This window comes from Perlucidibaca aquatica (genome assembly GCF_001676655.1).
Classification (GTDB): Bacteria; Pseudomonadota; Gammaproteobacteria; order Pseudomonadales; family Moraxellaceae; genus Perlucidibaca; species Perlucidibaca aquatica.
Map to the genome: position 1 here is coordinate 1,127,476 of NZ_LZDB01000002.1, position 26,911 is coordinate 1,154,386.

Annotated in this window: 27 protein-coding genes; 7 read left to right on the forward strand and 20 right to left on the reverse strand. The window is 54.3% G+C overall.

The window, feature by feature from the left end:
* Window positions 1-10: 10 nt before the first annotated feature.
* The 7 genes from ung to A8710_RS09060 all read right to left on the reverse strand — a co-directional run bounded on the left by ung (window position 11) and on the right by A8710_RS09060 (window position 7,391).
* Entirely contained in the window at window positions 11-691 is a 681-nt protein-coding gene (gene ung / locus A8710_RS09030) for a uracil-DNA glycosylase (RefSeq protein WP_068859849.1), read from the reverse strand.
* A 5-nt stretch (window positions 692-696) separates the two neighbouring features.
* Window positions 697-1,353 carry a TetR/AcrR family transcriptional regulator gene (locus A8710_RS09035; protein ID WP_157686374.1) on the reverse strand — a complete coding sequence of 219 codons (657 nt, stop codon included), beginning with the start codon at window positions 1,351-1,353 and terminating at the stop codon, window positions 697-699.
* 107 nt (window positions 1,354-1,460) lie between these two features.
* Window positions 1,461-2,624, reverse strand: coding sequence for an OmpA family protein (locus A8710_RS09040; RefSeq protein ID WP_068859853.1), 1,164 nt, complete (start codon window positions 2,622-2,624; stop codon window positions 1,461-1,463).
* 125 nt (window positions 2,625-2,749) lie between these two features.
* Window positions 2,750-3,556: a MerR family transcriptional regulator gene (locus A8710_RS09045; RefSeq protein WP_068859855.1), complete on the reverse strand. Its 807-nt coding sequence runs from the start codon at window positions 3,554-3,556 to the stop codon at window positions 2,750-2,752.
* Between the two features lie 40 nt (window positions 3,557-3,596).
* Window positions 3,597-3,860: a YkgJ family cysteine cluster protein gene (locus tag A8710_RS09050; RefSeq protein ID WP_082968764.1), complete on the reverse strand. Its 264-nt coding sequence runs from the start codon at window positions 3,858-3,860 to the stop codon at window positions 3,597-3,599.
* A gap of 94 nt (window positions 3,861-3,954) precedes the next feature.
* The gene (locus A8710_RS09055) at window positions 3,955-6,129 is read right to left on the reverse strand and encodes a 3-hydroxyacyl-CoA dehydrogenase NAD-binding domain-containing protein (protein ID WP_068859859.1); all 2,175 of its coding nucleotides are present in this window, start codon (window positions 6,127-6,129) and stop codon (window positions 3,955-3,957) included.
* Window positions 6,130-6,179: 50 nt separating this feature from the next.
* Window positions 6,180-7,391 (reverse strand): acetyl-CoA C-acetyltransferase, encoded by a 1,212-nt coding sequence (locus A8710_RS09060; RefSeq protein ID WP_068859861.1) that lies wholly within the window; start codon window positions 7,389-7,391, stop codon window positions 6,180-6,182.
* A 211-nt stretch (window positions 7,392-7,602) separates the two neighbouring features.
* On the opposite strand from A8710_RS09060, the gene A8710_RS09065 reads away from it, so the two are divergent.
* On the forward strand, window positions 7,603-7,911 hold the full coding sequence (locus tag A8710_RS09065) for a DUF962 domain-containing protein (RefSeq protein WP_068859863.1): 309 nt from the start codon (window positions 7,603-7,605) through the stop codon (window positions 7,909-7,911).
* A 9-nt stretch (window positions 7,912-7,920) separates the two neighbouring features.
* On the opposite strand, the gene nqrM is transcribed toward A8710_RS09065, so the two are convergent.
* The 11 genes from nqrM to yaaA form a co-directional block, all read right to left on the reverse strand.
* Entirely contained in the window at window positions 7,921-8,157 is a 237-nt protein-coding gene (gene nqrM / locus A8710_RS09070) for a (Na+)-NQR maturation NqrM (protein WP_068859866.1), read from the reverse strand.
* Window positions 8,158-8,169: 12 nt separating this feature from the next.
* Window positions 8,170-9,204 carry an FAD:protein FMN transferase gene (locus A8710_RS09075; protein WP_157686376.1) on the reverse strand — a complete coding sequence of 345 codons (1,035 nt, stop codon included), beginning with the start codon at window positions 9,202-9,204 and terminating at the stop codon, window positions 8,170-8,172.
* Window positions 9,197-10,435, reverse strand: a complete 1,239-nt coding sequence (gene nqrF / locus A8710_RS09080; RefSeq protein ID WP_068859870.1) for an NADH:ubiquinone reductase (Na(+)-transporting) subunit F — start codon at window positions 10,433-10,435, stop codon at window positions 9,197-9,199. The genes A8710_RS09075 and nqrF overlap by 8 nt, the downstream gene beginning before the upstream one ends.
* A gap of 15 nt (window positions 10,436-10,450) precedes the next feature.
* Window positions 10,451-11,068, reverse strand: coding sequence for an NADH:ubiquinone reductase (Na(+)-transporting) subunit E (gene nqrE, locus A8710_RS09085; protein ID WP_068859872.1), 618 nt, complete (start codon window positions 11,066-11,068; stop codon window positions 10,451-10,453).
* Between the two features lie 12 nt (window positions 11,069-11,080).
* Window positions 11,081-11,755 carry an NADH:ubiquinone reductase (Na(+)-transporting) subunit D gene (locus A8710_RS09090; RefSeq protein WP_082968765.1) on the reverse strand — a complete coding sequence of 225 codons (675 nt, stop codon included), beginning with the start codon at window positions 11,753-11,755 and terminating at the stop codon, window positions 11,081-11,083.
* Window positions 11,755-12,540 carry a Na(+)-translocating NADH-quinone reductase subunit C gene (locus A8710_RS09095; RefSeq protein ID WP_068859876.1) on the reverse strand — a complete coding sequence of 262 codons (786 nt, stop codon included), beginning with the start codon at window positions 12,538-12,540 and terminating at the stop codon, window positions 11,755-11,757. The genes A8710_RS09090 and A8710_RS09095 overlap by 1 nt, the downstream gene beginning before the upstream one ends.
* Window positions 12,533-13,768 (reverse strand): NADH:ubiquinone reductase (Na(+)-transporting) subunit B, encoded by a 1,236-nt coding sequence (locus tag A8710_RS09100; protein WP_068860726.1) that lies wholly within the window; start codon window positions 13,766-13,768, stop codon window positions 12,533-12,535. The genes A8710_RS09095 and A8710_RS09100 overlap by 8 nt, the downstream gene beginning before the upstream one ends.
* Before the next feature lie 33 nt (window positions 13,769-13,801).
* Window positions 13,802-15,136 carry a Na(+)-translocating NADH-quinone reductase subunit A gene (locus A8710_RS09105; protein ID WP_068859878.1) on the reverse strand — a complete coding sequence of 445 codons (1,335 nt, stop codon included), beginning with the start codon at window positions 15,134-15,136 and terminating at the stop codon, window positions 13,802-13,804.
* A 175-nt stretch (window positions 15,137-15,311) separates the two neighbouring features.
* Complete coding sequence (locus A8710_RS09110) at window positions 15,312-16,760, reverse strand: glyceraldehyde-3-phosphate dehydrogenase (RefSeq protein WP_264753538.1); 1,449 nt, start codon at window positions 16,758-16,760, stop codon at window positions 15,312-15,314.
* Between the two features lie 42 nt (window positions 16,761-16,802).
* Window positions 16,803-17,066, reverse strand: coding sequence for a DUF1244 domain-containing protein (locus A8710_RS09115; RefSeq protein ID WP_068859882.1), 264 nt, complete (start codon window positions 17,064-17,066; stop codon window positions 16,803-16,805).
* A complete protein-coding gene (gene yaaA / locus A8710_RS09120; RefSeq protein ID WP_068859883.1) occupies window positions 17,063-17,848 on the reverse strand; it encodes a peroxide stress protein YaaA in 786 nt (261 codons plus the stop codon). The genes A8710_RS09115 and yaaA overlap by 4 nt, the downstream gene beginning before the upstream one ends.
* Window positions 17,849-17,979: 131 nt before the next feature.
* Here yaaA and A8710_RS09125 point away from each other — a divergent pair, with 131 nt between their 5' ends.
* The 4 genes from A8710_RS09125 to A8710_RS09140 are packed head-to-tail and all read left to right on the forward strand — an operon-like array spanning window position 17,980 to window position 22,037.
* Window positions 17,980-18,867: an MBL fold metallo-hydrolase gene (locus A8710_RS09125; protein ID WP_068859885.1), complete on the forward strand. Its 888-nt coding sequence runs from the start codon at window positions 17,980-17,982 to the stop codon at window positions 18,865-18,867.
* Window positions 18,868-18,897: 30 nt separating this feature from the next.
* Window positions 18,898-20,271 carry an ABC1 kinase family protein gene (locus tag A8710_RS09130; protein WP_068859887.1) on the forward strand — a complete coding sequence of 458 codons (1,374 nt, stop codon included), beginning with the start codon at window positions 18,898-18,900 and terminating at the stop codon, window positions 20,269-20,271.
* A 6-nt stretch (window positions 20,272-20,277) separates the two neighbouring features.
* Window positions 20,278-21,432, forward strand: a complete 1,155-nt coding sequence (locus A8710_RS09135) for a GGDEF domain-containing protein (protein WP_068859889.1) — start codon at window positions 20,278-20,280, stop codon at window positions 21,430-21,432.
* Window positions 21,433-21,452: 20 nt separating this feature from the next.
* Entirely contained in the window at window positions 21,453-22,037 is a 585-nt protein-coding gene (locus A8710_RS09140) for a TMEM175 family protein (protein ID WP_068859891.1), read from the forward strand.
* A gap of 29 nt (window positions 22,038-22,066) precedes the next feature.
* Here A8710_RS09140 and A8710_RS09145 read toward each other — a convergent pair whose 3' ends face one another.
* Entirely contained in the window at window positions 22,067-22,567 is a 501-nt protein-coding gene (locus A8710_RS09145; protein ID WP_264753539.1) for a hypothetical protein, read from the reverse strand.
* 154 nt (window positions 22,568-22,721) lie between these two features.
* Between A8710_RS09145 and A8710_RS09150 the strand changes: the two genes are divergently transcribed.
* Window positions 22,722-23,879: an acyl-CoA dehydrogenase family protein gene (locus A8710_RS09150; RefSeq protein WP_068859893.1), complete on the forward strand. Its 1,158-nt coding sequence runs from the start codon at window positions 22,722-22,724 to the stop codon at window positions 23,877-23,879.
* A 179-nt stretch (window positions 23,880-24,058) separates the two neighbouring features.
* Window positions 24,059-25,888 carry a long-chain-acyl-CoA synthetase gene (locus tag A8710_RS09155; protein WP_068859895.1) on the forward strand — a complete coding sequence of 610 codons (1,830 nt, stop codon included), beginning with the start codon at window positions 24,059-24,061 and terminating at the stop codon, window positions 25,886-25,888.
* Window positions 25,889-25,925: 37 nt separating this feature from the next.
* Here A8710_RS09155 and A8710_RS09160 read toward each other — a convergent pair whose 3' ends face one another.
* Window positions 25,926-26,900, reverse strand: coding sequence for an alpha/beta fold hydrolase (locus A8710_RS09160; protein ID WP_068859897.1), 975 nt, complete (start codon window positions 26,898-26,900; stop codon window positions 25,926-25,928).
* Between the last annotated feature and the right edge of the window lie 11 nt (window positions 26,901-26,911).

Consider the following 26,911-nt stretch of genomic DNA (forward strand, 5'->3'; position numbering starts at 1 on the left):
CAAAGAATCCTTATTCGGGTAATGACCAATCAATTTGGGCTTGATGCTGAAGTTGCAACCAAGCGTTTGCTTGCGAAAAGTGTCGACAACCAAACCAGCCACCGCGATTCGCAGAGAGCGGTGAGGGGTGGGCAGCACTTAAAACCAAATGACGTTGTCGATCAATCAGTCGGCCTTTTTTTTGTGCGTATGCGCCCCAGAGCATAAAAACCAGTCCCGCGTGGCGCTGATTTAACTGTGCAATCAGGGCATCGGTAAATCGTTCCCAACCCAACTTCTGATGCGAACCCGCCTCGCCCGCTCGCACGGTCAAGACACTGTTCAGCAGCAAGACCCCTTGAGACGCCCAATAAGATAAATCGCCCTGGCGTGGCTTGGGCAGCGCGAGATCTGCACTGAGTTCAGAAAAGATATTGCGTAAGGATGGAGGTAAGACCTGCCCACGGGATACCGAAAAACTTAAGCCATGCGCTTGGTTCGGCCCATGATAGGGGTCCTGCCCCAAAATCACGACTCGCACATGCTCAGGTCGGGTCGCGGCTAAGGCGGCAAATACCTGGCATGACGGGGGGTAATGAATAATGCCTGCCTGGCGCTCATGTGCCAGTACTTGCTGCAGCTCAACCGCGTAGGGTTGGCTCCATTCTTCTGCCAGTAACGTCTGCCAAGAATCGGGAAGTGCTAAGACCATCGCCCTCACCAAAGCCCTTTCAGCTGATACGCCACTGCATCCCGAATCCAGTGCGGAGACACCGTGGCACTACCCTCGATAAGCCCTTCGTACTCGATGCGTCGCATCGTTGCCAGCATGGAGCGCGCGGCCTGCTCTGGCTGGCTTACCGGCAAAAGCGCCAACCACGGCAGCATGAGTCCAATCCAACGGCGAATGACTTGCCTAACAGCCACTTGCAGGCGAGGCTCTTGAATGGCGGCGTACCAAAAGGCGTACTCAAGCTCTACCTGAGCGCGATGCTGTTGCAGCCGTACATCTATGTAGTTTGCTGCAACCTCCAGCAAAAGCTCATTACTGAGCGTGTCATCATAGGTTTCGCCCGCACGTTCGGCGGCACGACGTTGCTCTATGAAATCCAGACGCTGCTGTTCAACTTGACGCCAGAACGGAATGGCAAATCGCTCGATCGACTCTTCGGCAAATAATTCAAAGCTTTGGACTAACAAATCCTGAATATCTTTGAAGTAATAGGTCGTGGCCGATAAAGGCACATTGGCTGCCGTAGCGACTGCGCGATGCCTGACCCCACGCACACCATCGCGCAAGATGACATCCCACGTTGCCCGCAAAATGGCGTCACGCCGCACTTCACCGCGTTGTTGGCGCACAACTCCATTCATAGGGCACAACCTGTCTTGCATGAGTGTGTGAGGCGCGAAGCATAGCCTGTCTATTGTCAGAAACAAAAAAGGGCCGATTAGGCCCTTTTTTGATGTCTACCGCACCATTACTTCTGGATGCGGAACTCAACGCGGCGGTTCAACTCACGACCTTCCGCTGTCGCGTTTGTAGCGACAGGACGCGATTCGCCGTAGCCAGCAGCTTCCAGACGCGAAGCGTCGATACCGTAGCCCACGAGGTAGTCACGCACTTCATTGGCACGGCTACGGGAAAGCTTCATGTTGTAAGCGTCGCTGGCAACACTGTCGGTATGACCGGAAATGCTGATACGAGCGGTGCTATCCGAACGCAAGAACGCAACAACGTTTTCCATCAAACGCTGAGCATTTGCAGTCAAACGCGCTGAGTTGTTCTCAAAAGTGATATCGCGAATAGTCAATGTCTGCTCAACCACACAGCCGTTGCCATCCACACGAGCACCCTTCAGGGTGTTAGGGCACTTGTCGCGCTCATTAACCACGCCATCACCATCGTCATCCACGCTAACGGGAACAACTTCTGGAGCGGGAGCGGGAACTTCCTTGATCACAATGCGCTCAACAGGGACTTCCTGAATGACGATCTTTTCAACCGGCACTTCAACCTGAACTTCGCGAATCACAACTTCAGGCTCTTTCGCTGGTGCACTGCCCAGACCCATTTCCAGACCTAAGCCAGCACGGAAATCCGTTTGGCCTTCTTGGAAATCATCATAAACGGCACGGACTTCGCCACGTAAGCGCAGGTTATCGAAACCAAAAATGGATTTGGTGAAACCGAGGCCGACGTTCAAGTACGGGGTTAATTCGTCATCCTTAGTACCAGCGATATCGTTATAGACACCACCGCCACCAACAATCAGGAAAGGTGTGAATTCAGAGCGCTGACCAAACGCGAAGTGGAAATCAACACCACCACCGGTTTGGTAGTTGTCGGTGCCAAACTTACCCGTTTCAATGGTGTCACCGAAAAACTGGCCTTCTACCCACAGGTTGCTGCTCAGACGGTGACCAACACCGGCTTGGTAACCAATGCTCGTGCCATCGGCACCACGCGACTTATCTGCTTCCAGATAGAAAGCACCAAAATTGACGTAATTATCGTAGCTGGTACCGGTTTCTGTTGGTGCTTCAGCATGTGCCGAGAAAGCAGCGCCTGTCATAACAGTGGCCAGCAAAACGGACTTAACCGCAGCGGCTGCTGGCGACAGAGAGAATCGTGATGTACGCATGAGAAAACCTCTTTAACAGAATATGGTTAGTACAGCCATTTTAAACTTGTGTGAAGATTACCGGAATTTACATAGGGTTAAACACCCTGTTGCAATAAACCTACAAAAAAACCGATAGAACGCCACTAATCTTTACGATCTCTTAGGCCGCCGAAAATAGCATCCATTCGCTCACCTAAATGTCGCTGAATCGCTTTTTCCATGGCAATAGCCACTTCAGCAGCCACCGCCATATCGGCCAGAGGACGTAAACGCCACACGACCTCTGCCATTTGCGGCACTTGCTCAACCGTGGGTGTTTGCGTTCCCAGAGGCTCAAACACATGCTTTACGACCAGTTGAACCAGACTATTCGCCACGGCCTCAACGTTGGCTCGCATGCCCCCAAGCAGTTCGAACAATGATGAAATAGGCACGCCCAGCTTCATCAGCTCCAGTCCGGCATTAAACAACCGCGGACTGGGCACACGAAACCGAGGGCCATCAACTTGAATCAAATTTAATTGAACCGCACGCGCAAGAGCCTCAGGTGTCATTTGCCGCCCAAACAGCGACATAATTTCTGAAAGCTCATAGTAAGCCGGCACATCTTCTGACCACGGCGTGGTTAAGGCCTGCTCCAAACCGAGCAATTGGCGAAGGTCGTGGCCTTTTTCCCAAGACTCAATTAATTCGGCAATATTTCCTAAACTATAACCACGAGAAAGCAGCGGACCAATCACGCGCAGTCGGGCCAAGTGTGCAGCGGAGTAAATTCCTGTGCGTCCACGAATTTCAGGGGGTGGAATGAGGCCTTTGTCCTGATATGCACGAACATTACGCACGGTCATCTGTGCGGCCTGAGCCAACTCATCGATCGTATATTCAAGCGCGACTTTATCGGAAGTTCGATTCATCGCAGCAGCCAGGAGTTCCTGGTCGGAAGCCGTCATTACCCACTGTCTCGTTGCATACAGAGAGGCACACTATACCTCAGAGTTTGTCCGGACGGGTTGCGCTTTCCAATGCATCTAACCAACGAATGGCGGCAGCCGACGAATCACCACACATTTCTGGGCTGGCTTGCAGGCTGCGGCAGACGGCAGGTCGTGAAGGCAGCCCAAAGAGCATACATAAGCCCTGCTCCGTGAGCTGAATACAGCGTGTTCCGGCAGGTTTGCCGAGGGGCATTCCTGGAATTGGGGTAGAGATGGAGGGTGCGATACAGCATGCGGCACAGCCCGCGCGACACTCCATGATTACTTCTCCGGAAAAATTCGATTTTAGCGGATATTCAGGACCAATAAAAAAGCTCGGAACCAGTCCGAGCTTTTTTATTCCACCTTCGTAATTACTCGAAGGTTTTTCCAGCTGCTGCCATGTCACGCAACAGTTGTGGCGGCGTGAAACGGTCGCCATGCTTGGCGGCCAGCGCATCGGCACGCTGAACGAACTCAGCAACACCAACGTAGTTGATGTACTGCAGTACACCACCTGTCCACGGAGCCATACCAATACCGAAGATGGAGCCAATGTTGGCATCGGCTACGGAGGTCAACACGCCTTCTTCGAAACAACGGGCCGACTCAATTGATTGGCGGTACAGCAGACGCTCTTTCAGCTCTTCGAATTCCGCCTCATCAATTTGCACCTTCTCGGCTTTCGTGAAGTGCTCTGCCAAACCTGGCCAGATGGTCTTCTTGCCACCCTCTGGATAGTCGTAGAAGCCCTTACCGGTGCGCTTACCGTTGCGGCCAAATTCGTCCATGAGACGATCAATGACGGCTTCGGCAGGATGTGCAACCCATGCAATACCTTCTGCCGCGAGATCTTTGATGGTCTGCACACGAACTTTACGACCCAGCTCCATAGTGACTTCATCGGTCACCGCCAACGGACCTACTGGCATGCCCGCCTGCAAGCCGGCCTGCTCGATGGTCATGGGGTGGTAGCCCTCGCCCAACATGGCGATGCCTTCATAGGTAAAGGTACCGAAGACACGAGAGGTGAAGAAACCACGCGAGTCGTTAACCACGATGGGTGTCTTGCGAATTTGCAGAACAAAATCGAAGGCCTTAGCCAGCGCGGCATCCGAGGTCTTTTCACCACGAATGATCTCAACCAACGGCATTTTGTCGACTGGCGAGAAGAAGTGCAGACCGATGTAGTTCTCTGGCTTCTTCGAGGCTTGCGCCAAGCCCGTGATAGGCAATGTCGATGTGTTCGAGCACATCAGCACATCCGGCAGGGCATTGGTTTCCGCCAATTCGGTAGCTTTGGCTTTGATGGTGCGATCTTCAAACACCGCTTCGATCACCATGTCGCAACCCTTCAGGTCGGCATGATCATTCGTGGTTTGAATCAGCGCCAGTGTGGCTTCCGCTTTAGCTGCATCGAGTCGACCCTTGCTAACGCGCTTGTCGAGCAAGCCCTTGCTATAGGCCTTACCCTTTTCCGCAGCTTCCCGTGTTTGATCCAGCAATACGACTTGGATACCCACGGAGGCCGCTACATAGGCAATACCCTGCCCCATCATGCCAGCGCCGAGAATACCGACTTTAGTCGCCTTCCATGCAGGATAGGTCTCTTTGCACGGACGCGAACCCCCGCCATTGATCTTTTGAAGATCAAAGAAGAACGCCTTAATTTGGTTCTTCGCTTGCTTACCGCAGGCAAGATGGATGAAGTAACGATGCTCAATTTTCAGGGCATTATCAAAATCAACCTGCGCACCCTCAACGACAGCCGACATGATGGCTTTTGGCGCGGGGTAGTTAGCATTCTTGATCTGCTTACGCAGGTTGGCGGGGAATGCTGGCAGGTTCATGGCCAGAGCGGGAGTTGATGGTGTACCGCCTGGCATTTTATAGCCGGACTTATCCCAAGGCTGTTGCGCCGACGGGTTCGCTTTGATCCACGTGCGTGCCTTGGCCAGCATGTCGTCGGTGTCGGTCGCCAGCTCATCAATCAAGCCAGTGGACTGAGCCTTTTCGGCCTTCATGCGCTGACCCTGCATGAGTACATTCATGAGGGCGTTCTGAATGCCGAGCATGCGAGTAACGCGGGTCAGACCACCACCACCCGGCAGCAGGCCGAGGGAGACTTCTGGCAGACCGAACTCGGCTTTAGTACCGCCAATGGCGATGCGGTGATGGGTCGCGAGCGCGATTTCCAATCCGCCGCCCAGCGCCGTGCCATTCATGGCGGCAACTACGGGCTTACCCAAGGTTTCCAACTTGCGTAACTGACCATTAATTTCGATCAGCTCAGCCTTCATCGCGTCTGCGTAGGCTGGTGTGGCTTGGATCAGCAGGCGAAGGTCGCCACCAGCAAAGAAGGTTTTCTTCGCGGAGGTCACGATGACGCCAGCAATGTTCGCTTTTTCAGCGTGCAGACGGGCAACGGCCTCGCCCATCGACTGACGGTACAGCTCGTTCATGGTGTTGGCCGACTGGTTAGGGTCGTCCAGGGTCAGGGTGACGATGTTGTCAGCGTCTTTTTCCCAACGAATGGCGCTCTGGCTCATGGTCTTTTCTCTCAAATCCGATGATGGGGGTCGAATGCGGCAGGCCGCACTCAGACGCGTTCAATGATGGTGGCGATGCCCATGCCGCCGCCGACGCAGAGCGTGCAGAGGGCGCGTTTTAGGCCGCGACGCTCGAGTTCATCGAGCGCAATTTGCACGATCATGCAGCCCGTAGCACCGAGCGGATGGCCCATAGCAATGGAGCCGCCATTCACGTTAGTGATGTCATGCGAGATGCCCATGTCTTTCATGAAGCGCATGGCAACGGCCGCGAAGGCTTCGTTGATTTCCCAGAGATCGATGTCATCCACCGTCAGGCCGGCTTTGGCCATCGCCTTGCGCGCCGCTGGAGCTGGGCCGGTGAGCATGATGGTAGGGTCAGCGCCGCTCACGGCGGTGGCGATAATGCGTGCACGTGGCTTGAGGCCAAGCTTTTTGCCGGTGGCTTCGTTGCCAATCAGCATCAAAGCGGCGCCATCGACGATGCCCGACGAGTTAGCGGCCGTATGCACATGGTCGATCTTCTCAACCCAGTGGTACTTCTGCAGCGCCACAGCATTAAAGCCACCCATCTCGCCCATCATCATGAATGAAGGCTGCAAACCCGCTAGCTTCTCAACGCTGGAGTCCGGCTTGATGAACTCATCTTCCGCCAAAACAACTTGGCCATTAAGGTCTTTCACCGGCACGATCGAACCCTTGAACCAACCCTGAGCACGTGCATTGGCGGCACGCTTGTTGGACTCAACGGCGAAGGCGTCTACATCGGCGCGACTGAAACCCTCCAAGGTGGCGATCAGATCTGCACCAATGCCTTGCGGCACAAAGCCCGTTTCCAAGTTAGTGGCAGGGTCCATGGCCCAGGCACCGCCATCGGAGCCCATGGGAATGCGCGACATGCACTCCACACCACCAACAACCACCAGATCTTCAAAACCCGAGCGGATCTTCATCGCGCCCAGGTTGACGGCTTCCAAACCCGAGGCGCAGAAGCGATTGAGCTGAACGCCAGCCGTTTCATGTGGCCAATGCGCGGCCAGTGCCGCTGTTTTTGCCACGTCCGCACCTTGATCACCCACAGGCGTGACGCAACCCAGAACCACATCATCAACGTGGTGTTTGATGGCTGCGCCGTTACGTTCTTCCAGCGCGTGCATCAGACCGACAATCAGGTCCACGGGCTTTACAGTGTGCAACGAGCCATCCTTCTTGCCTTTACCACGCGGCGTACGCACGGCATCAAAAATCAGGGCTTCCGACATGGTGGAATGTCCTCTACTGGTAAATGAGAAGTTCATGACTTTATAGTCATTTAAGCGAGGCAGACTTTGGCGTGACAGGCCAGATCACGCAATGACATGAGCTATCAAGCGCACTGACGAAAAGGTTCACGACTTGGCAAGCAGAGGCGACTGAGTTACAACGCTGTCGCGTGTTGACGTATTCGATGGAATTATCAGAAGAGGCCCGCCCATGAGCAGCTCCCGCTTTACCAGCTTTCGCGAGTTTTACCCCTACTACCTGCAAGAGCATAGCAACCGCACTTGCCGACGCCTGCATTTCGTGGGTACTACGCTCGTCATTAGCATTGTTGTAACCGCCGTGACGACCGGGCAGTACGCTTGGCTCTGGGCCATTCCCGTTGCGGGATACGGTTTTGCGTGGCTCGGTCATTACGGCTTTGAGAAAAACCGACCTGCCACCTTTAAGCACCCGTTCTATAGCTTACTAGGCGACTTTGCCATGTATCGCGACATTTGCTTAGGTCGGATTAGCTTTTAACGCGGCGCATTATTTGGCGACATCCCGCCCTAGCTGAGCGGCTCGCGAGCTCGTGCTTGTCCCTTCGTTATTCTCACAACGGTTGGGGTCGTCGCCGCAGATAGGGCACTCGCCATCACGCAAACCTAATTTATTTAGCCCGCCGCAGGAGCCCTTAATGGGCTCACGTCCGTTCATCACGCCCACGGCCATACCCACGATCACGAACAAAATAAGTACGAAGCAAACTATGGCCGTGGTCAGCATGCGGAAACCTCGTTATGGCTTAAGAAAAGGCGCAAAGGCCGTAGAGTATCGTGTGTTAAAACCCTGATCACTACGCTCAACAAAATACGCGGCAAGTCCGCGCTTTTCCGCTAAGGCCAAGCCTTTGTCAGGGCCCAAGACATTCAGTGCAGTCGCCCACGCATCGGCCAAGGTGTCATCCCGCGCATCCGGTGACACCACGGTCACCGATACGCCCCGGTGCTGAATTGGACGGCCGGTGGCTGGATCGATGGTATGCGAATAGCGCACCCCATTCTCTTCAAAATAGTTGCGATACGAGCCCGAGGTTGAAATTGCTGCCCCGCTGGGCAAGTTCAGAACTTGCAGGGGACGACCGCTACCATCGGGTTGCTCAATCGCCAGTCGCCACGCTTGACCATCCGGCCGCTTACCTTGGGCACGCAAACTACCGGCGATGCCTACCAGATAGTCCTGAATACCTAAGGCCTCTAGTGTGGCAGCCAAATCATCAACACCCGCACCTTCGCCCACGGAGGATAGGTCCATGGTCACTGCGCGCTGCTTCATCACTCGGTCAGCATTTACCGAAAGAGCCACATTGCGCCAGCCCATACGTGAGCGCGCCTGAGCGATATCCGAATCCGATGGAACTCGGCGCGGCTTACTTTCAGCACCAAATCCCCAGAGGTCTACCAATGGCCCAACGGTGACATCGTAACGACCGTCTGTAGCTTCACTGACTTGAAGTGCTCGCTGTAAGGTTCTGCCCAAGAGTGGGCTCACCGGCTGCCACGTCTGTAATGGCGCGGCATTCAAGCGCATCAACTCGGTGTCTGTTTGATAGGTGGAGAGCACAGCATTGGCTGCATCTAAGCGGGCTTGCATTTGCTTTTGTAGGGCGGTAGCCGTCATGCCATTTGGCAGCTCAGCCACTTGGACCTGCCAACGCATGCTGTAAAAAGCGACGCCAGAAACCGCGATGGGCGGCGGCGGATTACTGCAACCGGCCAACAACGCCAGTATCAGTAAGAAACCCGCACGCAACCCGTGCAACGAATTAACCACCAAAATCATCAAGCAGGATGTTTTCGCGATCTACGCCCAAGTCCTCAAGCATCTTGATGACAGCCGCGTTCATCATGGGTGGACCACACATGTAGAACTCGCAATCTTCGGGCGCAGGATGATCCTTCAGATAGTTCTCATAGAGCACGTTATGAATAAATCCGGTCATGCCCGTCCAATTATCTTCAGGCTGGGGCTCAGATAGCGCGAGATGCCACTGGAAGCTTGGGTTCTCAGCGGCCAGCTGATCGTACTCATCGACGTAGAAGGTTTCACGCAGCGAACGCGCGCCATACCAAAAGCTGATTTTGCGCTTGCTCTTCAAGCGGCGCAGCTGATCGAAAATGTGCGACCGCATGGGTGCCATACCCGCGCCACCGCCAATAAAGATCATTTCGGCTTCGGTATTTTTGGCAAAGAAATCACCAAACGGGCCGAAAACCGTGATCTTGTCACCGGGCTTGAGGGAGAAGACATAGGACGACATCTTGCCAGGCGGAATTTCGTTGAGCTGACGTAGTGGCGGCGTAGCGATACGAATATTGAACTTTAAAAGACCCTTCTCATCCGGGTAGTTCGCCATGGAGTATGCGCGAATGGTGGTTTCGGTGGTCTTGGATTTAACGCTAAACAGATTGAACTTTTCCCAATCAGCGCGGTATTCCGGCTGAATGTCCATGTCTTTGTATTCGCATTCGTAAGGTGGAATTTCCAATTGCACATAACCACCGGCACGGAAATGCACATCCTCACCTTCAGGGAGTTTGAGCGTCAGTTCCTTAATAAACGTAGCCACGTTTTCGTTAGAAATGACTTCGCACTCCCAACGCTTCACGCCAAAGAGCTCTTCATCTAGCTCAATGTCCATATCTTGCTTAACTTGCAGCTGACACCCTAAGCGCCAGCCTTCTTTAATTTCACGCTTGGTGAAATGCGGCTCCTCGGTTGGCAAAATGTCGCCACCACCCGACTTCACTTTGACTCGGCACTGGCCGCAAGAGCCACCACCACCGCAGGCAGACGACAAGAAAATCTTCTGATCGGCCAAGGCACCTAAGAGCTTGCCCCCGCTTTCAATTTGAATGCGTTTTTCGGCATCGCCGTTGATGTCGAGAACCACATTTCCAACGGACACTAATTTGGCACGAGCGCCCAAAATCACTAATACCAAGCTCACCACGATACCGGTGAACATCAGCATACTGAGTAGCAGAATATATTCGGTGGACATGACCTTCCCCTCTCCTTAGAGCTGTATGCCAGAGAACGACATGAAGCCCAGCGACATCAGGCCCACGGTAATAAACGTAATGCCCAAGCCCTTTAGACCGGCAGGCACATCACTGTATTTCAGCTTCTCGCGAATACCCGCCAACAGAGCAATAGCCAGCGCCCAAGAAAAGCCCGCGCCAATGCCAAAGACCACACTTTCTGGCAAGTTGTACTCGCGCTGCTGCATAAACAAAGCACCACCTAAAATGGCACAGTTCACGGTAATCAACGGTAAGAATATGCCCAGCGCGTTATAAAGCGACTGAACATACTTATCGAGAAACATCTCCAAAATTTGCACAAAGGCCGCGATGATGCAGATGTAGACCATGAGCGCGAGAAAGCTCAAATCCACACTGTCGGCGTCGGTCATTCCGGTCCATTCAAGGGCGCCGGCTTTGAGCAAATAGTTAAACGCCAAGTTATTGATCGGCATGGTCAAAGCCATGACCACGACCACGGCGATCCCCAACATGATGGCCGTTTGAATTTTCTTGGATATGGCTAAGAATGTGCACATGCCTAGGAAGAAGGCTAGCGCCATGTTCTCAATAAACACTGAACGCACAAAAAGACTGATGTAATGTTCCATGATGGCGCTCCGTTAATGCGTCTGCTGTGCCTTGGAATTCGGCGCAATGCGGAACTCATCTTTTTCTTGTTGCTCAGGTTTCCAGCTGCGTAATGCCCAAATGATGAAGCCGATCAGGAAAAACGCTGACGGCGGCAGCAACATTAAGCCATTGGGTAAATACCAGCCGCCCTGCGAAATGGGTAGCAGTACCGGCAGCCCAAACCATGTGCCCGCGCCAAAGATTTCGCGAACGGTGCCAACAACCAACAGCAATGCCGAATAACCTAAGCCATTCCCCAAGCCATCCATAAAGCTTCGGCCCGGGGGATTTTTCATGGCATAGGCCTCGAGCCGACCCATGACAATACAGTTGGTAATGATCAAACCAACGAACACCGACATCTGCTTCGCAATGGCTGGCGAAAAGGCCTGCAAAAATTGATCAACAATAATCACCAGCGATGCCACCACCACCATCTGCACGATGATGCGGATCGCATTGGGAATGAAGTCGCGAATCATGGAAACAAACAGGTTGGAAAACGCCGTCACCACCGTCAGGCCGATAGACATGGCCAAGGCTGTTTTCATGTTGGCGGTGACCGCCAACGCCGAGCAAATCCCCAACACCTGAAACACTACGGGATTGGTATTGAGAATGGGCTGAACCAAAATGTCGCGAATGCTTTGCTTATCGGACATCATCAAACTCCTGTCTCGCGAACTTTGGCTAGAAACTTACGGAAACCTAAGTCCCCCAACCAAAATTGGACTAAATGCGTAACACCATTACTGGTCAGCGTGGCGCCCGATAGGGCATCGACTTGATGCACCGCTTCCGGTTTTTCCAAGTTCACGCCCTTGTGTAAAGCCAGCACCGGTGAGCCCTGCTGATCGGCATACACTTGCTTGCCAGACCAACTCGCTTTCCACGCGGGATTATCAACCTCTCCGCCCAAGCCTGGCGTTTCTGCATGCTCGGTAAAGGTAATACCGGCAACGGTATTGGCATCGCTCTTCAGCACGAGATAGCCATACAGCGTTGACCACAGGCCATAGCCGGAGATCGGCAGAACCAAGCGCGAGGCTTTACCATCCGGGCCACGCAGCACATAAACATCGGCTTCCAAAGCGCGCCGCTTAAGACCCGCAATGTCCTGCTCAGGCGTGAGTGCAATGGATCTCTTGGGATCACGCGTGGCTTTACGTTGATCGTAAGGATCATCGAGAGTCAAACGACGATACGCACCGGTATCCAAGTCGACCAAATAACGCTCTAAACGGGCAAACTCGCTTTGGACTTGTGCAGCGCTGCCCTCCCCTTCAGCCAATATACCGACTGCCGACAGGATCTTTCGCTGCTTATCTAACGCACGGTTCACTTCTTGTATCGGCTTTAACAGCGTGACGGCAGCAGCCAGCGCAATCGAACACACGACCGAGAGAACAACGGCGACCGTAATGGTTCGGGCATTGGATTCATTAGACATTTCGTGCTGCCCTCCGCTTAATGTTGGCTTGAATCACGAAATAATCGATGAGTGGCGCGGTCAGGTTGGCGAACAAAATGGCCAGCATCACCCCTTCCGGATACGCCGGATTCACGACACGAATTAACACCGTCATGATTCCAATCACAGCACCAAAAATCCAACGGCCCGTGTGCGTCATGGCCGCAGAAACAGGATCGGTGGCCATAAACACCATGCCGAACGCAAAGCCGCCGAGCACGAAATGCCAATACCAAGGCATCGCAAACATCGGGTTGGTATCTGAGCCCACCGCATTCAGGAGGAGAGACGTCGCCATCATGCCCAGTAAAACGCCTGCCATGATTCGCCAAGAGGCCACACGGGTGGCCAACAAAATAACAGCGCCGATCAGAATGGCGGCGGTGGAAACTTCACCCACCGAACCGGGGATGGCACCGATAAACGCATCGAACCAGGTCAGCGGCTGCAAACCACTTTCGCCAATACGTTGGATATTTTCGTAACCTGACGCACTGGCCTGGCCCAGCGCGGTTGCGCCAGTAAAGCCATCAATGGCCTGGCCCCAGAGACTCGGATTAGCGGCGGTCCACACGGTATCGCCAGAGAGCTGTGCCGGGTAAGCAAAAAACAAGAATGCACGACCTGCGAGCGCCGGGTTGACAAAGTTTTTACCGGTGCCGCCAAAGACTTCCTTCGCCACGACCACGCCAAAGCTGATTCCAAGCGCCACTTGCCATAAAGGAATGGTTGGCGGGCAAATCAAGGCAAAGAGCACGGAGGTGACGAAAAAGCCTTCATTCACTTCATGTCCACGCTTTTGGGCAAACAGCACTTCCCAGAAACCGCCAACCACAAAGGTGACCAAGTAAATAGGCACAAAGTAGGTCGCGCCATAGATCAGACAGTCCCACCAGCTTTGATGGTCAAAGCCTGCCACTAAACTAATCACTGCCACGCGCCAGGCTTCTGTGAGCTGATCTGGGCTGGCCCCTTGGGCATTTGCCAAGAGCAACAACGCTTGATTTCCGACGTTCCACATCCCCAGCAGCATGGCGGGGAACGTCGCGGCCCAGACAATAATCATGATGCGTTTCAGGTCAATAGAGTCCCGCACATGCGCAGCCGCATGAGTGACTTTTTTCGGGCTGTAGAAAAAAGTATCAACGGCTTCAAACAACGCCGCCCAGCTCTCATGCTTTCCGCCTTTCTGAAAGTCAGGCGCCATGTCTTCTAATTTATTTTTTAGCCAGCTCAAGGCTTAGCCCTCCTTTTCAATGCTGGTTAGCACATCGCGCAGAATGGGCCCGTACTCATATTTACCCGGACAGGCATACGTACACAGCGCCAAATCTTCCTCATCCAACTCTAAGCAACCTAAAGCCTGAGCTTGATCGGTATCGCCAATTAACAAGCTACGCAGCAGCTGTGTCGGCAAGATATCCAGAGGCATAACCTGCTCATAAGTGCCAACAGGCACCATGGCTCGTTCCGAGCCGTTGGTACTGGTCGTTAACGGAAACGTTTTTCTTAGGAATTTACCGAGGTACAGATTGAGCACTGAACTGCGATGTGTGCCGGGACGGAAATAGTGCAGCAACTCGCGCTCGCGCCCCTCAGCCAAGGCCGAAACTTGCAAGTGGTAGCGCCCCAAATACGCCTCGGCACCCTGCGCATGACGTCCCGACAAGACTGAGCCCGAAATCACTCGGTTTTCGCCGGGCGCCAACTCACCCGCAGTCAATTCAATTAAGCAAGCGCCCAAACGCGTTTCCACCAAACGTGGACGCTGCACAACTGGGCCCGCTAGGGAGACAACACGGCGAGTGTCTAATCGCCCGGAAACGAATAAACGCCCGATCGCAATCACATCCTGATAGTTCAGGTGCCAAACCGTGCGAGACGCAGAGGCCGGCGATAAAAAATGAATATGGGTGCCGACGAGTCCTGCAGGATGAGGTCCGGCAAATGACTCTACAGCTGCCGGCCCCGTGGCGAATGTCGCCTCGGGTGAACGCACCAGCCATACCTTTTGGGTGAGACGAGACAGGACCGTCAGACCATCGACAAAGGCTTGCTCAGCTTGTGCAATCACCACTGCAGGATCAACCGCCAGTGGGTTGGTATCCATGGCGTTAACAAAAATCGCGGTGGGCTCCGTTCCCGGCACGGGCACCTTACTAAACGGTCGCGTCCGCAGAGCAGCCCATAGACCCGATGCCAGTAGCTGAGATGTCACCTGGCTCGTATCGAGTGTTGCCAGTGCTGCACGATCGTAGGCCGTAAATGCCACGGACTCGGTGTTGCTCTGATCAACATCAATAACCAAGGAAATAAATGCTCGTCGTGCGCCACGATGAATGGCGCGAACTCGCCCGCTGGCGGGTGCGGTAAAAATCACATCGGTATTTTTCTTATCCGAAAACAACGCCTGCCCTGTGATAACGGCATCGCCTTCAGCCACTTTCATGGTGGGTTGCAGGCCGGGAAAATCTGCTCCGAGTACCGCGACGCTGTTGACTTGAGCAATCTCTGTCAGCATTTGAGCTGGCGCACCTGCTATGGGCAGGTCCAGCCCTCGCTTGATTTTAATCATGAGTTATTCCACAGCGAGTCATTGTTTTGTACGACCAACGAAGTACCGCGCGCAAGCCGATTCCTTCGACAGCATATCGTCTGGATTATAGTGAAATGCAGCGTCATGAAAAGCAAAACGGGAGCCGAAGCTCCCGTTTTTAGACCAGCTGCACAACGCCGGAATCAGGCTTGCCTCAGCCCTCAATAGGCAGATGCAGGTAGTGCGTGCCGGACACTTGCTCAGCAATACGCATGACCTGACAGCTATAACCCATCTCGTTGTCGTACCAGACATAGAGGTTAGCGCGATTGCCATTCACGATGGTGGCTTGGGCATCAAAGACACCTGCCGAACGCGACCCGATAAAGTCCGACGACACCACTTCCGTGGAGTTCGTATAGTCGATCTGGTCCTGCAGATTGGAGTGCAGCGAGACCTGACGCAGGAACTCGTTGATCTCTTCCTTGCTCGCGGCCTTTTCCAGCGTCAGGCTAAGAATAGCCATGGACACATTCGGCGTCGGTACGCGAATCGAGTTACCGGTGAGCTTGCCGAGCAATTCCGGCAGCGCCTTGGCCACGGCCTTGGCAGCACCGGTTTCGGTGATGACCATGTTGAGCACGGCGGAACGACCACGGCGATCAGCCTTGTGGTAGTTGTCGATGAGGTTCTGGTCGTTGGTGAACGAGTGCACAGTCTCAACGTGGCCAGACAGAATACCGAAGTGGTCATTCATGACCTTGAGCACCGGCGTGATGGCGTTGGTGGTGCAGGACGCGGCAGACAGAATGGTGTCGGCATCGGTGATGGTGTCGTTATTCACGCCATAGACCAGGTTCTTGATGGTGCCTTTGGCGGGTGCCGTGAGAATCACACGGGTCACACCGGGACAGGTCAGGTGACGGCCAAGACCGGCGTCATCCTTAAGCTTGCCGGTATTGTCGATCAGCAGCGCGTTGCTGATGCCATACGCGGTGTAATCAATCTCTTCCGGCTGCGAGGCGTAAATCACTTTAATGAAGTTGCCGTTGGCGATGATGGCTTCGTTTTCCTCATCGACCGCGATGGTGCCTTCGAACGGACCGTGGATGGAGTCACGACGCAGCAGCGACGCACGCTTCTGCAGATCGCCATCGGTAGTTTTGCGCACAACGATGGCGCGCAGACGCAGACCGCCCAGATTGCCGGCTTTCTCAATCAGCAAACGCGCCAGGATGCGGCCAATACGACCGAAGCCATAAAGCACAACATCGCGTGGCTCGCCCTGCGGCGTTAAACCAATGCCCGGCTGCACAGCAGCGGCAACAAAGGCGCGCAAATCGCTGCCATTGCCGTTTTCACGGTAATCAATGGCGAGCTTGCCGATATCAATCTCACAGGTGCCCACATCCAGCGATGCAATGATTTCAAGGATAGGGAAGGTATCGACCACCGACAGATCACCGGCAATCATACGGACGCGACGGTGGCTCTTGAGGATTTGAATAACCGAACGATTGACCAAGGAGCGACCAAAAACCGTCACCACGACGTTGCGCTCGCGGGCTAGGCGGCCCAGCACCGGAATCATAGACTCGGCAATGGCCTCACGGTTTTTCCAGCGACCAAAGTGGTCGGCTTGCAGGGCTTTAATGGTTTCCACGGACACGGTCAATTCCTCGTAAAGCAAAATTAGGGCGCGAGTTTAAGGCTTTTGGTGGGCTGCCTTCCAGTCCTCATAGGGCATGCCATACACCTGCTGACGAGCGGCAGCATCCGATAAGGCGATTCCTTGCTGCTCGGCTTCCGCTCGAAGCCACTTAGACAGGCAGTTACGACAGAAGCCCGACAAGTTCATCAAATCCATATTTTGCACGTCGGTGCGCGCCTGCAAATGCGCTACCAAACGGCGAAAAGCAGCCGCTTCAAGTTGCTGCTGTTGCTCGGCAGTTAAGGCTTGAAAGCTCATGGCGATACTCCTTCGCGACGTGTAAATACAAGGGTTTGGCCCGAGCTAAGGGCGCTATTAAAGGCATAGCCGTCCACGTCAAAATCGCGCAGATCGTTAGGTTGGCGAACATCGTTTTGTAACAGCCATGCCGCCATACGGCCCCGGGCCTTTTTGGCAAAAAAGCTGATCATTTTGTATTGGCCACTTTTTTCGTCTTTAAACTGTGGCGTGTAAATCGTGGCATTTAATTTTTTTGGCTGAACCGAACGGAAGTATTCATTTGAGGCCAAATTGATTAACACATCATCGCCCTGCTCTGCCAACGCCGCGTTCAATGCCTGCGTAATACGTTCACCCCAAAAATCGTAAAGCTGCTTTCCTCGCGGATTCGGCAGCTCAGTGCCCATTTCAAGTCGATAAGGCAACATCAGGTCCAAGGGCCTTAACAGCCCATACAGCCCCGATAAAATGCGTAAATGCTGTTGTGCACGCGCTAATTCAGCGGCACTCAAACGCGTCACATCCAGACCGGTATAGACATCACCCTTAAAAGCAAACAGCGCCGGTCTCGCCTCAGGCTCGGAAAATTCCTGATGCCAAGTCTGAAAGCGCGCCACATTGAGTGCAGCCAGCTTGTCCGAAAGCGACATCAGTGTAGCCACTTGCGCAGGCGTGTAATCGCGCAAAACTGCCACTAACTCAGCAGAGTCGCTTAGGAAGCCTGGGCGTGAAGTCGCTAAATCAGCAGGTAAGGGCGACTCATAATCCAGGGTTTTGGCAGGCGAAATCACGGTAAGCATGGTGGTATCTCAGCAGGCACATCGATCAAGTCGATAAAATTAGCCGCTAGTATAGAGGCCTGACCTGCGCTGCCAACGCTACGCTGTGATAAAAGCGCAGCATGAATTTCAAATTGCTGTTGAGATAACCCATGACACCCAGCGCTACCGATGTTGCCACTCAGCACGATGTGACTATTTCGCCCGGTGTTGCCGTAGCGCTCAGCCCTCGCGTCACCCGGATAACTGCGCCTAATGCCAGCATGATGACGGGTCCCGGCACCAACAGCTATTTGCTGATTGGCCAAGACAAGGTGGTCTGCGTTGATCCCGGCCCTGCAGACGAGCAACACTTCTCAGCGCTGATGCAGGCAGTCGCCGATAGTGGCAAGCCACTGACCCATATATTGTTAACGCATACCCATCGTGATCATTCGCCGGGGTGCTCCGCGCTGGTCGCTGCAACCGGGGCTCTGGTCTTTGGCATGGCGCCTTTAGCCAGTGATCCCAGCCAAGACCGTGACACTGAGATTAATCACACCCTTCAAGACGGGGATTGCTTTCAGGACTTGGGATGGCCGTTACACGTCATCCACACGCCCGGCCATGTTGAAAACCATCTTTGTTTTCATGCCCCCGAAGATGGCTGGTTAATTACCGGCGACCATCTTATTCAAGGCTCAACTGTGGTCATCATTCCGCCTCATGGCCGCCTTGGAGACTACCTAGCGTCACTGCGTAAGCTACTGCCCTTGCAGCTGACCGCATTATTGCCGGGCCACGGGCGCGTCATGGCAGATGCCAATGCTGTTATTAACGGCACACTGGCGCACCGGCAGCAGCGCGAAGATAAAGTCCTGCGCTGCCTGACGCATAGCCCCCAAGCTCTCGCTGACCTGGTGCTGACGGTGTATGACGATGTTGCACCCTGGCTGCATGGTATCGCCAAGTACAGTCTGCTGGCTCACCTCATTAAGCTCGCCGAAGAAAATCGTGCGACGGAAAGCGCCGAAGGCTGGCAAGCAGTTCAGGTAAACTAGACCGAAGATTTATTGCACAGGAAAGCTTGCATGAGCGATGACCGCTTAACTCGTCTCAAAACAGGTGCGTTTGAGCGCCGCTTCTCCATTGCCAAAGCCTCACTGGTGGCTGGGTCGCGCATGGCCGCATCGGCGGCTGGCTCGCTCTTTGCCGCGCCAGAAGACCGTGCCAGCACTCGCCGTAAAGCCCTTGGCGAACAGGCCGAATACTTAGTGGGAGAGCTCGGCAAACTCAAAGGCAGCGTGGTCAAAATTGGTCAGATGATGGCGTTGTATGGCGAGCACTTTCTGCCGCCCGAGATCACCACGGCGCTGCATAAGCTCAACGACAGCACCACGGCATTAGAGTGGTCCTCGTTGGAACCGTTGGTGCGGGCTCAGCTGGGCAGCCGTTTCAACGAACTCGACATCAATCCCGAGCCGCTAGGCGCTGCCTCACTGGCGCAGGTGCATCGGGCACGCCGTCGCAGTGATGGCGCCGAAATGGTACTGAAAATTCAATACCCGGGCGTGGCTGAAGCCATCGACAGCGACTTAAATTTGGTCACCCAAATGCTGCGGCTAACCCGAGCCGTGCCACAAACACGCGAGTTCGACGAGTGGCTAGAAGAAGTTCGCATGATGATGCATCGCGAAGTGAACTATCCGCTGGAAGCAGAAACCACGCGGCTTTTCCGAGAGTTTCTGAAGGACGACCCGCGTTTTGTGGTGCCGAAAATTTTCCCCGAATACTGTGGTGATCATTTGTTGGTGATGTCGTTTGAGCACGGCGTACCCGTTAACAGCGACGCCGTACTTAGCCTGCCAGCAGCGCGTAAAAATGCGCTTGCTATCGCAGCCTTAGAAATATGCTGCCAGGAAGTGTTCCAGTGGGGCCAGATTCAAACAGACCCCAATTTTGGCAACTACCTCGTGCAAATTTCTGTGGATGCCAACGCCCAACCCGACCGTATTGTGCTGCTGGACTTCGGCGCTGTGCGTGACTTCCCTGCCGACATTCTCGACCTGGCTCGCGGCATGACCCGTGCGGCTTTTCATGCCGATCGTGATGCCATGAAGGCCGCCATGAAAGGCTATCGCTTTTTCGACGGCATGAAGCTCGGCACATTGGAAGGCTTTATTGACCTTGCCTTTCTGGCCTTTGAGCCCTTCGCTGAAAGCAGCAAAGTACCTCGTGAGTTGCTTAACGCCGAGGGCGCTTATTGCTGGGCTAAGAGCAAGCTACATGTTCGCGCGACCTCAGCAGCAGCTCGCTCCGCAGCGACGCGGCATTTCACTGTACCGCCCAAAGAGTTCATGTTCCTTAGCCGAAAACTCATGGGCGCTTACACCTTTATGACGGTCATGGACGCCGAAGTGAAAGCCCGGGATTTGCTGTCTAAGTATGTGATGTCTGGGAGCTAAACCATCATGCTGCTGAACCGGAATCTGCGTCTGCGCCTCGCTGCTGCCTTGGAGTGGAGCGCCGTAGACAAATCGCTCGTTCTGATCGCGCTGCTGATTCCGTTGTATTTTCAGTACATTCTCTGGTCGCTGTATGTGCTGAATCGCACCGATAGAGACGCCTTGATTCATGTCGATGTCGTGCATTTTTTCATGGTCGTGGAAGCCTGGCTGATTCTCGCTGGCATTGGCCTTGCCCTAGTTGGCGTGTTATTGCGTCGCCGCTGGCCCAATTTGCTGCTGTATCAATACGTGACACTACAGTTCTATGCCCTGAGCTTAGTGTTGATGAGCTACTCCATCGGCACCCTGTCGTTCTGCGCTGGCGTGGTGCTGCTGGGCGGCCCTATTTTTGGCTTCATCTTGCATGATCGCCTCCCTGTGTGGCTGGCCTTCATCACAGCATTATTCGCGATTGTTGGGCTGAGCTATGCCAGTGTCTTTGGCTATATTCCTTATGCTCCGGTGCGGATGGTGTCGACTGATCAGGCCAGCGATTTGTTCTGGATGAACAGTACGCTTTTCTTTGCCGCGCCATTTTTGGCTTTCCTCACCTTAATGGCCGATCAAATGCTGGCTTGGTGGCGGGTACGCGAGGAACGCATCCATCAATTGAGTCGAACCGATGCCCTAACCAACCTGCATAATCGCCGCAGTATTCTAGACTTGTTAGACCAAGAGCTTGTCCGCATTCAGCGCAAGCCTATCCCGCTCTCCGTTGTTATTTTGGATCTCGACCACTTCAAAAAAGTGAACGATACCTGGGGCCACCCCATGGGCGACCGTGTCCTGCAAATAGCAGCTCGTGTTCTCCGCGAGACCCTGCGCGAAAGCGACCATGTGGGCCGTTATGGCGGCGAAGAGTTCATGCTGATTTTGCCCGACACGCGCCAGGCTGATGCCCTGATCGTACTTGAGCGTTGCCGCCAGCAGCTTACGGCTGCTGACGTGATAACGGACAACCAAACCCGCTTACAGGTCACGGCTAGCTTCGGCCTAGTCTGTCAGGACAAAATGCCGCTGCTGGCTTCTCAGCAACTGATTCAACATGCCGATGAGGCACTGTATGCGGCCAAGGCCAATGGTCGCAATCGCATCGAAGTACATGCGCTGGTCGCTTAAGACATAGAACGGAAGTCATCATGGGCAAGACACGTCTCGAAGCATTCAGTGATGGGGTTCTGGCCATCATCATCACCATCATGGTGCTGGAGTTGAAAGTACCGCATGGCGCCGATCCGACAGCACTGCTACCGCTGATCCCGGTACTGCTGAGTTATGTTCTGAGCTTCGTCTATGTCGGCATTTACTGGAACAATCACCATCACATGCTGCACGCGACACGGCACGTCAGCGGCGGCGTTTTGTGGGCGAATCTTCACCTACTGTTCTGGCTGTCGCTGATTCCGTTTGCCACCGGCTGGATGGGTGAGAATCATTTTGCCGCCGCGCCGACGGCACTTTACGGCTTCACGCTGATGATGGCGGCCATCGCTTACTGGCTCCTTGAAAGCATCATCATCTTGTCTCAGGGCCGGAACTCAACACTGGCCGCTGCCGTCGGCAAGGATGTCAAAGGCAAGCTATCGATACTGCTCTACCTGATCGCGATTCCTGTCGCCTTTGTCCAGGAATGGATTGCCGGAGGCATCTATGTTTTAGTGGCGTTGATGTGGCTGATCCCCGATCGCCGTATCGAGCGCGCACTGCTCAAGGATAGCGATTAAGCTATCTTCAGATCAGACCAGACGAAGCACTAGAGCAGTCGCTGAAACAACCCTGCCACCAGTACCCCTGCGCCGAGAATTTCAACTACGGCCAACACACCCATAAAACCGTGCAGCAGCCAGCCCGGCAGCGTAAAGCGACCGAGGCGATGCGGCTTTGCCAACTGGTTACGGGTGTCATTGAGCCAGCCGTGAATGAGGTAGGTAAACACGGCCGCAAAGAAGAACAGGATGGGGCCGGTGGTGGCCAGCCAAGTGACACACACCGACCACGGGCTCAGCACAGCCATCGCGGCCATTAATAAAGCGGCAAAGGCATAGAGCAGGGATGCCCGGTGTGCAATGTCTACATAGTAAGGCGCTCTCGCCTGCGGGCTTTTGGCAATCGCTAGGTACTTCCAAAGTCCGGTCAGTAGGCCTGTCATAAATAAAACACCCGCCGAAAGCAGTGCAATACGCACACTGCTTTGGTGGGGTGCTGCCCATGCCAAGGCGTCCACACCAGGAGTCAAAATGGGTTGTAAATGCATATTCACGTTAGCTAACACAGTGCCTCCAAAATAATCCGTTTGAGCTTTTGCAAAAAAGTTCGTCACCGTCTATGTTACGCGTGACTTTACGGTCAGCGCGAATCCGACCGCGCCTTCAAGCATAAATAGCCGGCGTTTTTTAAGGACTTTTATCATGCGATTTACCGAAGAACACGATGCACTGCGTCGCACTGCCCGCCAGTTTGTTGAAAACGATGTCAATCCGCATGTGGATGAGTGGGAAGAAGCCGGTCGCTTCCCCGCTCACACCTTATTTAAAAAGATGGGTGATCTGGGCCTGCTCGGTATCTGTAAGCCCGTTGAGGATGGTGGTTCGGGTCTGGACTACTCCTACAACATGGTGGTGGTCGAAGAATTAGGGCGCATTGGTTGTGGCGGCATTCCCATGGCCATTGGCGTGCAAACAGACATGGCAACCCCGGCCATTGCCCGTTTTGGCTCGACTGAACTGCGCGCTAAATTTCTACGCCCGGCCATTGCTGGCGACATGGTCGCTGCAATCGCGGTGAGTGAAGTCCACGCGGGCTCCGACGTGGCTGCCATCAAAACGCGCGCCGTTAAAGATGGCGATGACTATGTCATTAACGGCTCGAAGATGTGGATCACCAACAGTTTACAGGCCGACTTTTTTTGCTTGCTGGCCAACACCAGCGACGAAGGCCCCTACAACAATAAGTCGCTGATCATCGTGCCGTCGAAAACGCCGGGCATCTCGTTCTCTAAGCCCATCAACAAACTCGGCCAGCGTAGTTCCGATACGGCGCAAGTATTTTTTGATGACGTGCGCGTACCTCAAACCCATGTGATTGGCGGCGAAGGTATGGGCTTTATGATGCAGATGATGCAGTTCCAAGAGGAACGTATTTTCTGTGCGGCCAGCGCGCTAGGCGGGCTGACGAAGTGCATTGAACTCACCACGGACTATGCCCGTTCGCGCATGATCTACGGCAAGCCGCTGCTAGATCAACAAGTGGTGCATTACCGTTTGGCGGAGCTACAAACGGAAATTGAATGCTTACGCGGTCTCGTGCACTCGGTATGTGAGCAACATGTGGCTGGTGAGAATGTCACCATGTTAGCGTCTATGGCCAAATTAAAATCGGGCCGATTAATGCGCGAAGTCACCGACAGTTGTCTGCAGTACTGGGGCGGCCAGGGTTTCACTTGGGATAATCCGTTGGCTCGCGCCTACCGCGATGGCCGTCTCGCCTCCATCGGCGGTGGCGCCGATGAGGTCATGCTCGGCATCATTTGTAAGCTCAACGGCACCTTGCCGAGTAAAAAACGCTAATGATCCACGCGGGTCAGCGTTAATTCTGACTTTGACCCGCGTCACTCGCCTGTCAAGTCTTGCGAGACTTGTGTTGCACAGTTAAGTTACCCACACGCAACAGAGCGCCTACAAGCGCTCTTTTTTTTGTTTGTGCGACCGCTGTGACAGGTCGCCAAGTCTGCCGAGGACACGCCCCAATGGCTCAACATCAAGACGTCATCAGCCCATTTGATTTTCTGCGAAAAATCCCTGCGCTCGCGCTAAAAGCACCCCGTATGGTGCGAGGCCTGATGATGGCCAATAGCACCGACAACACAGAAACCGTGGGTTTAGCTTGGGCCATTGAAAAAGCCACCATGGAAAACCCCCATGGCGTTGCCATTTATTACCGCGACTGCAAAGTGACTTATGCTGAACTCAATCAGTGGTCCAATCGCATTGCACACTACTTCTTAGCCCAAGGCCTGCAAAAAGGCGACGTAGTTATTGTACTGATCGAGAATCGTCCAGAACTGCTCGCTACAGTTGCTGGCTTGGCGAAAATCGGCGTTGTATGCGCCATGGTAAACACGGCACAAACCGGCAAGGTACTCACGCACAGCGTGAACTTGGTTAAACCCAAACGCATTATTGCCGGTGCCGAATGTGTGCAAAACCTGATTGATGTTCAGGGCTCGTTAGACGTCGATACAAAAGATTGCTTCTGGTTGGCCGATGCCGACACTCGCACCGAAGTCGGTACAGCACCCAACGAATGGCACAATCTCGCTATCGAACTGCAGGGCTGCCCTAGCTACAACCCGCCCACCACCAAAAACACCTTCCGCAAAGATGGTCTGTTCTATATCTACACCTCTGGCACCACCGGCCTGCCCAAAGCCGCCGTGTTCAATCACGGCCGCTGGATGAAGGCATACGGCGGCTTTGGCTTCACCTTCAACCTCGGCAAAGACGACGTGCTCTACGCAACGCTGCCCTTCTATCACGCCACGGCCATGGTGGTTTGCTGGGGCTCCGTGTTGGCCGGCAATGCCGGTATCGCATTACGTCGTAAGTTCTCGGCCAGCGAATTCTGGGATGACTGCCGCAAATTCAATGCCACCGCCATCGGCTACGTGGGCGAGCTCTGCCGTTATCTGCTGGAGCGTCCAGCCAGCGCCGCGGATCGTCAGCATCAAGTCCGCAAAATGGTCGGTAACGGCTTGCGTCCCAATATTTGGGGCGGCTTTAAGGACCGCTTCGGCATCGAAGAAGTCGCAGAGCTCTACGCCTCGTCGGAAGGCAATGTGGGCTTTACCAACATCTTTAACTTCGACAACACCGTCGGTTTCTCGCCTATGCCCTACGCACTGGTGAAATACGATAAGGATGCCGAAGCGCCCGTACGCGACAAAAAAGGCCGCATGATTAAAGTGAAGCGCGGTGAGATCGGCCTGCTGATCGGTGAAATTACGGATAAAACACCGTTTGATGGCTACACCGATCAGGGCAAGAACAGCTCCTGCATCTTCACCGATGTCTTCACCGCCGGTGACAAGTACTTCAACACCGGCGACCTCATGCGTGAAATCGGTTTCCGTCATGCCCAGTTCGTTGATCGTACTGGCGACACTTTCCGCTGGAAGGGTGAAAACGTTTCAACCACTGAAGTCGAAAACATCATGACTGCCCACCCTGACCTCGCCGAGGCGGTGGTTTATGGCGTGGAAATCCCTAACACCAACGGACGCGCAGGCATGGCTGCCATCACGCCACACGCCGGCATGACGACGGATTTTGCAGGGCTGTATCAGCACCTGAAGCGTGAATTGCCCGGTTATGCCGTACCGGTGTTTCTGCGCGTAAAAGCCGCCATGGAAACCACGGGCACGTTCAAATATCAAAAGGCTGGTCTGAAAAAGGAAGGGTTTGACCCCAGCCAGTGCAGCGGCGAGGCCGTGTATGTGTTGCTGCCAGGCACTACAGCGTATGCCCCGTTAGACGATGCGATGTTTGCCGACATCTTGGCCGGCAAGTTCCGCTTCTAAAGCCATTCATGCCGCATCGCGACAAGCCACTCCCTGTTTAGGTGGCTTGTCGCCAATGTTGCCGCAGAATTCGCGCCGTTACGCGCGGCACTTCGACCATGGGTAAATGACCAATGCCGTTCAGAATGGTCACGTTCGCATGGGGTATCAGTCGCTGAAAGACATCGCTACAGCTCACATGCAAGACCTTATCGTCCCGTCCCCAGATCACCTGCGTGGGAGCAACCACACTGGAAAACGCTGGCAGCTCTGGGTCAGGGCTCAGCGCCAACAGCTGGCGAAACAAATGCTCATTCACGTGTCGTCGAGAAATTAAATCGCTAGACATCGCAGGGGCCATGAGGGCCGCGAGCCAGCGACTCGACATGGTCATCCTCAATAAATCAAAAACGCCTTTAAGATTATGGGCAATCAAGCCATTGCGCCCTTGCAGCAAACCCAGCTCAAACGGCGTGTGCTCCTTGCCGGCTACCCCAGCAGCATTCATGAGGGTCAGCGAGCGCACGAGATGTGGATAGCGGCCAGCCAATAATCCACTCACCCCGCCACCCATCGAGCTACCGACAACATGCGCAGGCCCTGATACCGCAGCGGCCAGCCAGGTCGCCACGCGACTGACTTGCTCATCCATGCCATAACGCGCATCTGCATGAAACTGGCTTTCCCCCCAACCGGGCAGATCTAGGACAAACACCTGGTAACGCTTTGCCAAGAACGGTAGAAGCGGCAACCAGTTTTCCTTGCTGGCGCCAAAGCCATGCAAGAGAACGACTGACTCTCCGTCTCGATTGCCGCCTTGTAGCCAGACTAAACGATGACCATCCACCCGCATGTGCTGCTGCACCATGCCCGTCACGGTGCCATGTAAGCGATTTAATAAGGGCAATAAACTCCGGGTTCGCCAACTCTGCACGCGCTCTAGCTTCGGAATTCGGCCCTTAGCCAAATACACGGGCGCCACTTCAATAATGAACTCGCGCTCAATACGCTGGGTCAACTCGGTGATGGGCAAACGCGGCACTC